The following is a 9,027-nucleotide window of genomic DNA, read 5'->3' as shown; positions in this document are numbered from 1 at the left end:
GATGACGCAAGGCTATCAAACAGTCCGTATTAGTAATCACGCACTTGAGTCTGCATTAGCACGATATGAAAGCACCGAAGATGCCTATGCGTGGTCATATCAACGTGAAGGGCATGCCTTTTACGTGATTTCATTCCCAACAGATCGTAAAACATGGTGTTATGACGCATCAACTCAAATGTGGCACGAGCGTAGTTGGTATAACGCTGACAATTCAAGCCACGAACACCACCGAGCATACTGCCACTGTTACTTCAAAGGGCAGCACTTAGTTGGAGATCGTGAATTTCCATACATTTACAAACTTGATGCTGATGCTGAAACCGATAATGGTGCTGTAATTATTCGCGAGCGCACAACACCATGTGTAAGCCCGCAAGGCAGTCGCTTGATCTTTGATGAGGTGGAATTGATCTGCCAAGTTGGGCAAGACAATAACACCAAGCCAACCGTAATGCTTGATTGGTCGGATGATCGTGGAAAAACATGGTCCAATGATCGAATAACCGAAATAGCTAATGATATTGGCGCAATTGGTGAATATGAGAAACGCGTAATTTTCCGTCGTCTAGGCCAATCTTTTGGTCGCGTATTTCGGGTTCGTATGACGGATGCAGGGCGATTAATTATTCTTGGCGCAAAGGCAAAAATACGATGACAGTTAAAGTACCCAAGGTTACACAGGTACCAATGCAACAACCAATTTCGCAAAATAATTATATGCACCCTGTTTGGGTGCTTTTTTTTGAGTCATTGGCGAAAGTTGCGAATGAAAACGCTGTGTTTTCGATGCAAAAAATTAGTGGTGATATTGATCAGGTTGGTGATGAGGTTTTACAGATCAGTACCGATCTTACCGACATGAACGCATTAATTGCCGCTATCAACGCAAGTCTTCTTGGGGTTGATTCAAACATCTTAAATTTACAAAGTGCTGTGTCTCAACTTCAAAACCAATTACAAGCCCTAACGGTGCGAGTAGAAGCATTGGAGAATGCACCATGATCACAGTAATGCGTGAACACTGGGTCGACTGTATTGATGAGTTGATGCCGCTGTGTATTGAAGTTCACAACATTGATGAGCAGCAAACCTACGGATTGGAGCTTGATTTTGATCGAGACTTATATATTGAGTCCGAGGAAGTAAATCAACTTCATTGTTTGGTGATGCGTGAAAACGGAAAGGTTATTGGTTTTCATTGGATTACGATCAATCCTTTGGCTCGATTCAAAGGAAAAACACAAGCATGTACCGATGTGATTTTTGTTCTACCAAAGTACCGCCGATATTCAAATTTACTCATTCAATGTAGTGAGCGATATATCAAAGAGCAAGGTTGTTATATGTGGGCTTTGGCCACACTAGATGACTGCTATCGTGGCGCAGTGTGGGAGCGTAAAGGCTTCAAAAAAGCTGAAACTATCTTTATGAAAAAGGTGTGATATGTCAAAAGTCATTGGCTCTATTACCGGAGCAAACAAGCAGGCAAAAGCTGCAACTCAAGCAGCAAATACACAATACAAAGCATCACAAGAATCAAACGCCCTACAAAAAGAAATGTTTGATGAGGTGCGTGCTGATCAAAAACCATATATGCAAGCAGGAACTCAAGCCCTTGGTGGTTTATTAGGTTTAGCTGGGCTTAATGGCGCTGATACATCTCAATTATTGCAGCAAGATCCAAGTTATCAATTTCGTTTAAATCAAGGTCTTGATAGTGTTCAATCGGGTGCTGCAGCTCAAGGTGGCTTGCTAAGTGGTGCTACTCAAAAAGCTCTAAATAATTACGGTCAAAACTTTGCAAGCCAAGAGTACGGCAATGCCTACAACCGCCTTTCAAGCCTTGTGGGTATGGGGCAAAACGCAGCAGCGGGTGTTGGCAATGCAGGTATGCAAACAGCTCAAGCGGTGGCGAATAACACCATGGCAGGGGCGAATGCTGTGGCTGCAGGACAGGTTGCTGCAGGCAACCGAACAGCTAATAATTTTAGCGCCATGTTAGGTCTTGGTAAAACAGTAGCGGGCTTTATGGGCGGCGGAATGATTTAAGGGTGGTGATATGCTAGATCCAAGTATTATTATGCGCGGCGCAGAACGCGCACAGTTGCAACAGCAACAAAATATGGAGGCTCTAGGCGAGCTTGGTGGGAGCTTTGGAAAATTGGTTTTAGGTCGTCGCGTCAACCAGATGCAGCAACTTAAGCCTGAGGAGCGTCAAGCTTTTGCAAATAACTCAATTTTCTCCACACAGTTAAACGCTCAACTAAAAGCGGATGCTGCAGCTCAAGAAAAAGCAATGTATGACCGCTTAAAAACGGAAGCTGAAATTGCAAAAACTGGCAGCGAGGCGTACAAAAACAACCAACAGGGCGGCGGCTATGCTTTAGATAATTCGGGCAAAAAATTAGGTGCTATTCAGGGTGCATTTCAGCAAGCATCATTGACTGGTGATAAAGCTCAGGTACTACTTGGCCTAAATGCTTTAGTGCGCACAGGCATAATGAGTCCTGAAGATTATCAAAGCCAAGCAGCGATTGTAAATGCCATGACACCAGACGAACTAAAACAGTATGCAGGCGGTATCAATTTTGCGAATGCTAAAGATCCAGCAGCGCTTCAATATCAATCTGCCGATAATGCTGCTGACAATGCACAGTCTGATAAAAATAGCCAAAGAACATATAATGCTTCGATTTATTCAACAGACACGGCAGCGAGTACAGCTGATAAAAACCGTGCGCAGCAGCAAAGTCAGTTTGATGCAAATTTATATGTTCAGCAAAACAAGCCTTTGGACTACTTTACTGCTGCAGATGGTACTCGATACGCTGTTTATGCAAACGGGCAGGGTATTCCTGTTTCGGGTCCGAGTGGTGAGCCAGTTAAAGCTCAACAAGCAGGTGCGATGAATTCTACGATTCAAGGTGCGATTTTAGACACCGACGATAAAATATCATCAACCAAGAATGCTATTACAAACTTAAAGGATGCTCTTAAATACAGCGAAAAGGCATACGATGGTGTTGGTGCTACACAGCGAGCAATCGTACGCGGACTTATTGGTGAAGATGAGCGTGCAACCGCAACAACAATGCTTGATAACGTCGTAACTGGTAATGCTTTAGAGATGCTAAAAGCCACGTTTGGTGGTTCGCCAACAGAAGGTGAACGAGCTATCTTGCTTCAATTGCAAGGTTCGGCGAACCTGCCGAGAGCGCAGCGCGAGGCTGTTTACAGTCGAGCAATTCAAATGGCTGAGGCTCGACTTGCTTCTAATCAACAAAAAGCAGCTGATTTGCGTAGTGGCACGTATTTTTCGCAACAGCAACAAGGTATCCCGTATGCGAATGCGGGGCAGCAGCAGTTATCCAGTACATTCAGCTTATTTGATTAATTTGTATGCTATATTTCCCCTCATAACAATGGGGGGAATATAGTGAAAAAATTGATTTTGACTTTCGGGTTGCTAGCTTCAGGTTTTAGCTTTGGGGCGGATTGGGTTTATGTGATTTCAGCCAAAAGCGGTGATCAATTTTTTTTAGATGCGGATTACTACAAGTACAATTTCAAGAATCAGACGACAGATGTGTGGGTGAGATCTGACTCAAAGACAGGGCTTGGTGAAAAATTAGCTGAAGTTTTAAATACACAGCCTACTGAAAGAATGTACACAAACTCCAAAGCATTGGTTAGGTTTGCTTGCGAGAGTGGAATGTCAAAAACGCTGGCTATTACCAAGTATGACTCAAACGGTGTGGTTTTAAAATCTACGTCAAAAGCAGATGCTGATTTCTCATTGGTATTCCCAGATTCTATTGATGAGGCTTTATTAGAGGTGGCGTGCAAGTCAAGAGGCAAAGGCCTTGCGCTCCCAAAGTACAAGCCTGAATTTGTTGATTTGGAAAAACTCGGATACAAAGCACCCTAGGGTGCTTTTTTTACACCCAAGGAAAAGTTATGGCGAAGCTATCTCAATTACAGCAAGCGTATGCAAACCCCAATATGCGCAAAATGTTGAATCTTATTGCAAGTTCTGAGGGTGTGAAACACGGGTACAACACACTTTTCGGTAATCAGCAATTCAATAATCTGGGCGCTCACCCAAATGTCCGTAAAGCATTTAAACAAACTGATGGTGCAACCAACTACACCACAGCAGCAGGGCGCTACCAATTTCTAAACAGTACTTGGAATAATCTCGCTAAACAGTACGGTTTTCGTGATTTCTCACCACGATCACAAGACTTGGGTGCTGTAGCATTGATTGCTCAGCGTGGTGCTTTGGATGATGTGTTGAATGGCAGATGGGAGTCTGCAATTGGGAAACTTGGCAAAGAGTGGGCATCATTACCAAGCTCAACATATAAACAAGGAAAGCGGTCTTGGGATTTTGTGAACAAGCATCTTGGGTCGAATATTCAGCCACAACAAGGCCCGAATTTTGTTGACCTGAAAGCACTTGGCTACAAGCCGCAAGCCACCCAACAATCACAGCCGAGTTTTGTGGATTTAAAGGCGCTTGGATATCAAGGTAATTCACAACAAAACACTCAACCACAATTTGTGGATTTAAAAGCACTTGGCTATAAGGGGTAAACCATGTCTAGCGCAGAACTTAAAGCATTTATTGATAAAGCACAGTCCAGTGGTATGTCGGACATTAATATTTATCTTGCAATGATGGACAGCCCTAAATTTTCAAAAGGAATTAAAAAAGGCAATGATATGGGGATGACAAATCGCCAAATTGCCGCAGGGCTCGGCCTAAATATTCCCGAACATCGTGCAGTAAATCCAAAACTAGAAGCGGAAAAAGCACAAGCCAAAGAAGCTGGTAAGACTAAATCATGGGAATCTGCATTACTTGGTGCGTCTGACTTGGGGGCGGGCGTTGTACAAGGTTTTTCATACGCTGCGGATAAAATAAGCGAAGGTGTGAATAAGGTTGCAGGAACTAAGCTAGACACCAAATCTTATGATCGTTTCACCAAAGGGCGCAAAGACATTGAAAACTTTCACGAGTTGCGCCGTCAAGAGAATGGACAGGGTTTTGATGGTTGGCGTTTAGGTGGTCAGATTGCTGCAACAGCACCGATGGCAGCTTTAGGTCGCGGCTATCAAGGCGCCAAAGTATTAAGCCAAGCAGGTGCAAAAGTTGCAGGGCATAATGCTTTAACAGGTGCGGCTGTGGGTGGTGCAGGCTTTGCTGAGAATGCAGATAAGCGTCTTTCAAACACAGTACTCAGCGCAATAGGTGGTGCGGGTGGTGGTGCTTTGGGTGAAAAATTAGGGCAAGGTGTTAATGCATTAAATCGCAGATTTAACTCAGCATCTCCAAGTCATATCACTAATGCTCAAGTGGAGAATCAGATTGATATTATTTTATCTCAAGCTGACAATGCAGGCTCTAGCATTCGATTAGCTGATCTTTCACCACAATCACAAACCATTTTAAAAAACCAAGTTAAAAAAATCATGCAGCAAGGCAGATCACCAGATGCTCAAACCTTGCAGCGCATGGGGGTTTTTACTGATTTAAAATCAAGAGGTTTTGATCTCAAGCCGACTGGCAAGCAAGCCACTGGGGATGCCAAGCTCTGGACAAAAGAAACAGAGTTATCAAAGCTTGATGGTGCGGAAGCTTTATCGAATAAATACGCGCAAGATCACAGCAACTTAAAGTCGCTGATTGATGATTTTGAATTAAGGACTGGTGGTAATGCTAGTGATGAGTTTCAAGTCGGTGATGAAATGTTTAAAGCATTGCGCTCACAGGATCAAGGGCGCAGCAACTACATCGCCGCAATGTATGATTATGCCAAATCACACACAGGTAACGATTTGACACTTGATGCTGGTCGCTTTGCTAACAATATGAAAGCCGCACTTGATGAGGATCTTGTTGATATTAGTCTACTACCAGCGCCGCTTTTAAAGAAAGTCGAGGATTTTACTAACGACATAAAACCTTTTACGCTTGCTGAAAAAGAGGTTCTTGTAAAGCAGATCAATCGAAGACTATCTGGTGCTGACAACCAAACAAAGTACGCATTACAGTCATTTCGGAACTCACTTGAGAAAGAAGTGGACGACTCACTGGATACTTTTGGCACGAGGCTACAAGGGGGTGCGAAATCAGCTTGGGATGATGCTAGAAAAGCAGCTTCTGGTCGCTTTGGTTTAATCGATAGAACACCAGCGCTTAAAAAAGCCTTAGATGATGCTGAGCCTGACAAGGCTTTTGAGCAGTTGATTTGGCGCGGAAATGTTAGAGAGGTTGAGTCGCTTGTTGGGGAGTTAAGGAATAATCCTGAGGCTTTGAATAACATTCGACAAGCCGTAGTAAAGCGTATAGCGAGTAAGTCAATTGGCGTGAATGATGTATTTAGCCCCAAAGGAATGAGTGATGCTTTAAAGTCGATTGGCGATCGAAAGCTTGAGCTATTGTTCTCACCTGATGAGCTAAAGCATTTAAAAAACATTCATGCAGCTGGGCGATACTTGATTAGTCAACCTGCTGGGGCAAATGTGAATCATTCAGGCACAGCAGCCGCACTAATGAATCATCTCGGTGCGCTCTCCAAGATGCCAATCGTCAAAGCTGCGGCTGATAAATGGGTTGTTGGTCCAAGCAGAGGGGTTAATGCAAGAATCAAGATTAATCAAGGTGCGAGTGCATTATCCAAAACAGCAAAGCAAGCCACGCAAAACCAAGATTTAACACTCATCGAAAGACTCGCCCAAGCAGGCGTTCTAACCGGCGCAAACGATATGAAATAACCCTCTTCGGAGGGTTTTTTAATGGGTGAAATTCATGCTCCAACATCGACTAGCAACACCGGTTATTCAACCGAGAATGCACTTCTTCGATAAAGAGGGAAAGCCACTAATCGGTGGCAAGGTGTATTCATTTAAAGTGGGTGAAGATATTTTCAAGCCTACCTACCGAAATTCTGAGTTCACAGCTGCAAACCAAAATCCCATTTTATTAGATCAAGCAGGCAGTGCATTAATTTATGTACGTGGATCTGTACAACTTAAAATTTACGACAAATCAGGCGTTTTTATTGAAGAGAAAATTGTGTATCAGCAGCAAATGCGCACACAGTTTTTCGATAAATACGGCAAAGCCTTAGGGGGCGGCAAAGTATGGACTTATGACTATCAATCTACGATTAAAAAGCCTTCATATGAAAATGCGGATGATGCTTTATTAAATCCGAATCCAGTGATTTTGGATGAAAACGGCTGGGGGTCGGTCAGTATTGTCGGGGCTTATCGACTTCGACAGTACGATAAAAAAGGCGTGTTTGTGGGTGATCAGGATTTTAAAAGGCCGCCGGTGAAGGTGCTGACGAGTAAACCATATCCTGCTTATTTTGTTGATGAATTAAGTACTGATTTTTCTTTAGATTTTAGCAAAAACAAAGTTGAGATAAATATATCAAGTCTATCAGATGATATCTTCAACAACTTTGCCTTAAGCAAGGCTGTAATGCGTTCATTTATAAACTTTGCTGAAATTGCAGACCAGGTGAACACATCATTTTCTTTAAATAAAGTAATTAAAAAACCGTTGCTCAATCAAGCAAGTGTAAATGAAGGCGCGAGCACAAGTTTTAGCTTAACAAAAGTTAAGCGAAGTAGAACTGTTATTCAGCACAATGTAGGGAGTGAGCCTGTAGCAACGAGTTTTGCTTTGAATAAAGTATCAAAAATTGAGGTATAAAATGTTTAATATTGAGACGCAAGTTGGCGCAAAATTTAAAGCGATTGTAAAAAAAGGAAATAGGGTTACAAAAGAGTCGGGATGGTCTAATAATCTGGTACTTGATGCGGGCTTAAATCGCATGTCAGTCGGCACATGGATTAATCGTTGTTGTGTAGGCACTGGTAATTCTGATCCAAATGCAGGTCAAACGATGCTCGATAGCTTTGTTGCATCTACTACAAGTCCAAAAAATGGCTTGGCTGTAGCAAACACATCAGTGGCACCGTATTACTACGGCTATCGCCTAACATGGGTTTTTGCTATTGGCACTGCGACTGGAAATTTATCAGAAGTTGGCTTAGGGTGGGGGGATAATAATCTTTGGAACCGCGCCTTATTGCGTGATGCGGCAGGAAATCCAACAACAATCACAGTGCTCAGCGATGAATCGCTAGAAATTATTGCAGAAGTAAGATGCTACCCTTCGGCAACAATAAGTGGCAGCTTTCAGCTTGTTGATAAAAATGATGTCTTGATTAGTGAGCACACGTACGCAGGGTTGCCGGTTATAGCCAATGCCTCAACTGGTAGTTTCTCTAGAGTGGAGCTGGGGTACGCAGCAGGCATTAGCGAATATAGAAATGCAATGTCGTCAAAAGATCCAATGCCAACCGGCATTACAACGCTACCGCTAATGTACGCAATCGACACGGCAAACGGAAATACAACAACATACCCAACCCCAACTTCAGCAAAAGCTGTTTGCACATTTCCACCAAGTAAAGCAAATTACGCACACAAAACATTGTTTTTGAGAAATACTTTGCTAGCTGATACAGGAATTGGTTACAAACTAGAAATATCACCAACAATTTCGAAAACAAGCTTGGAGTCCTTGGTGTATGAGTTTACATTGAGTTGGGGTCGCTATGAGCCTACCTGAAAATAAACTGTCACATCGCCCTATTTACGGGGCTTTTTTAGTGCCCGATAAAGCTGAACCTTTGGTAGATTTCGAGTGGGGCGGTGTTGATCTGCTCGACACATCGCAAGGCTTGCAGGTTCATATCTGGAAATGTTATTACCGCGACAACTGGATTTGCATTGAAAATGATATGGCGCAATATCAATTAATAAATGTTGAGAACGTAAAATCTTTAAGCCTCTCGTTTGACTTCAATATGCGCCCAACCATTGCATACACAACCGAAAACGTAGATAAGCAAATTTCAACTTTTTTGTACTGGTACGACACGGCACAAGCGAAGCAAATCACCACTGAATACGGCACTCAATACATTACCCCGCAAGTC

The 9,027-nt window shown here is 42.9% G+C and carries 10 protein-coding genes and 1 pseudogene; all 11 read left to right on the top strand.

Annotated elements, in window-relative coordinates; all coding sequences use genetic code 11:
• Window positions 1-658 (top strand): annotated as a pseudogene (locus FTU29_RS16760) (hypothetical protein); the annotation flags it as partial.
• Window positions 655-1,005, top strand: coding sequence for a hypothetical protein (locus FTU29_RS16755; RefSeq protein WP_180122980.1), 351 nt, complete (start codon window positions 655-657; stop codon window positions 1,003-1,005). The pseudogene FTU29_RS16760 and the gene FTU29_RS16755, both read left to right, overlap by 4 nt.
• A complete protein-coding gene (locus FTU29_RS16750) occupies window positions 1,002-1,445 on the top strand; it encodes a GNAT family N-acetyltransferase (RefSeq protein ID WP_180122979.1) in 444 nt (147 codons plus the stop codon). The genes FTU29_RS16755 and FTU29_RS16750 overlap by 4 nt, the downstream gene beginning before the upstream one ends.
• Window position 1,446: 1 nt before the next feature.
• Window positions 1,447-2,052, top strand: coding sequence for a DNA transfer protein p32 (locus FTU29_RS16745; RefSeq protein WP_180122978.1), 606 nt, complete (start codon window positions 1,447-1,449; stop codon window positions 2,050-2,052).
• Between the two features lie 10 nt (window positions 2,053-2,062).
• Complete coding sequence (locus tag FTU29_RS16740; protein WP_180122977.1) at window positions 2,063-3,397, top strand: hypothetical protein; 1,335 nt, start codon at window positions 2,063-2,065, stop codon at window positions 3,395-3,397.
• Between the two features lie 42 nt (window positions 3,398-3,439).
• Window positions 3,440-3,931 carry a surface-adhesin E family protein gene (locus FTU29_RS16735; RefSeq protein ID WP_180122976.1) on the top strand — a complete coding sequence of 164 codons (492 nt, stop codon included), beginning with the start codon at window positions 3,440-3,442 and terminating at the stop codon, window positions 3,929-3,931.
• Window positions 3,932-3,960: 29 nt separating this feature from the next.
• A complete protein-coding gene (locus tag FTU29_RS16730) occupies window positions 3,961-4,599 on the top strand; it encodes a glycoside hydrolase family 104 protein (RefSeq protein ID WP_180122975.1) in 639 nt (212 codons plus the stop codon).
• A 3-nt stretch (window positions 4,600-4,602) separates the two neighbouring features.
• Window positions 4,603-6,783 (top strand): hypothetical protein, encoded by a 2,181-nt coding sequence (locus FTU29_RS16725; protein WP_180122974.1) that lies wholly within the window; start codon window positions 4,603-4,605, stop codon window positions 6,781-6,783.
• 34 nt (window positions 6,784-6,817) lie between these two features.
• Window positions 6,818-7,732, top strand: a complete 915-nt coding sequence (locus FTU29_RS16720) for a hypothetical protein (RefSeq protein WP_180122973.1) — start codon at window positions 6,818-6,820, stop codon at window positions 7,730-7,732.
• A gap of 1 nt (window position 7,733) precedes the next feature.
• A complete protein-coding gene (locus FTU29_RS16715; RefSeq protein WP_180122972.1) occupies window positions 7,734-8,657 on the top strand; it encodes a hypothetical protein in 924 nt (307 codons plus the stop codon).
• A partial coding sequence (locus FTU29_RS16710; RefSeq protein WP_180122971.1) for a hypothetical protein occupies window positions 8,644-9,027 on the top strand: 384 nt, incomplete at its 3' end. The genes FTU29_RS16715 and FTU29_RS16710, both read left to right, overlap by 14 nt.

Source organism: Acinetobacter sp. YH12086 (assembly GCF_013419345.1).
In the GTDB taxonomy this organism is placed as follows: Bacteria; Pseudomonadota; Gammaproteobacteria; order Pseudomonadales; family Moraxellaceae; genus Acinetobacter; species Acinetobacter amyesii.
The sequence above is the reverse complement of the archived record's forward strand: the minus strand, read 5'-3'. Positions and strand labels throughout refer to the sequence as shown.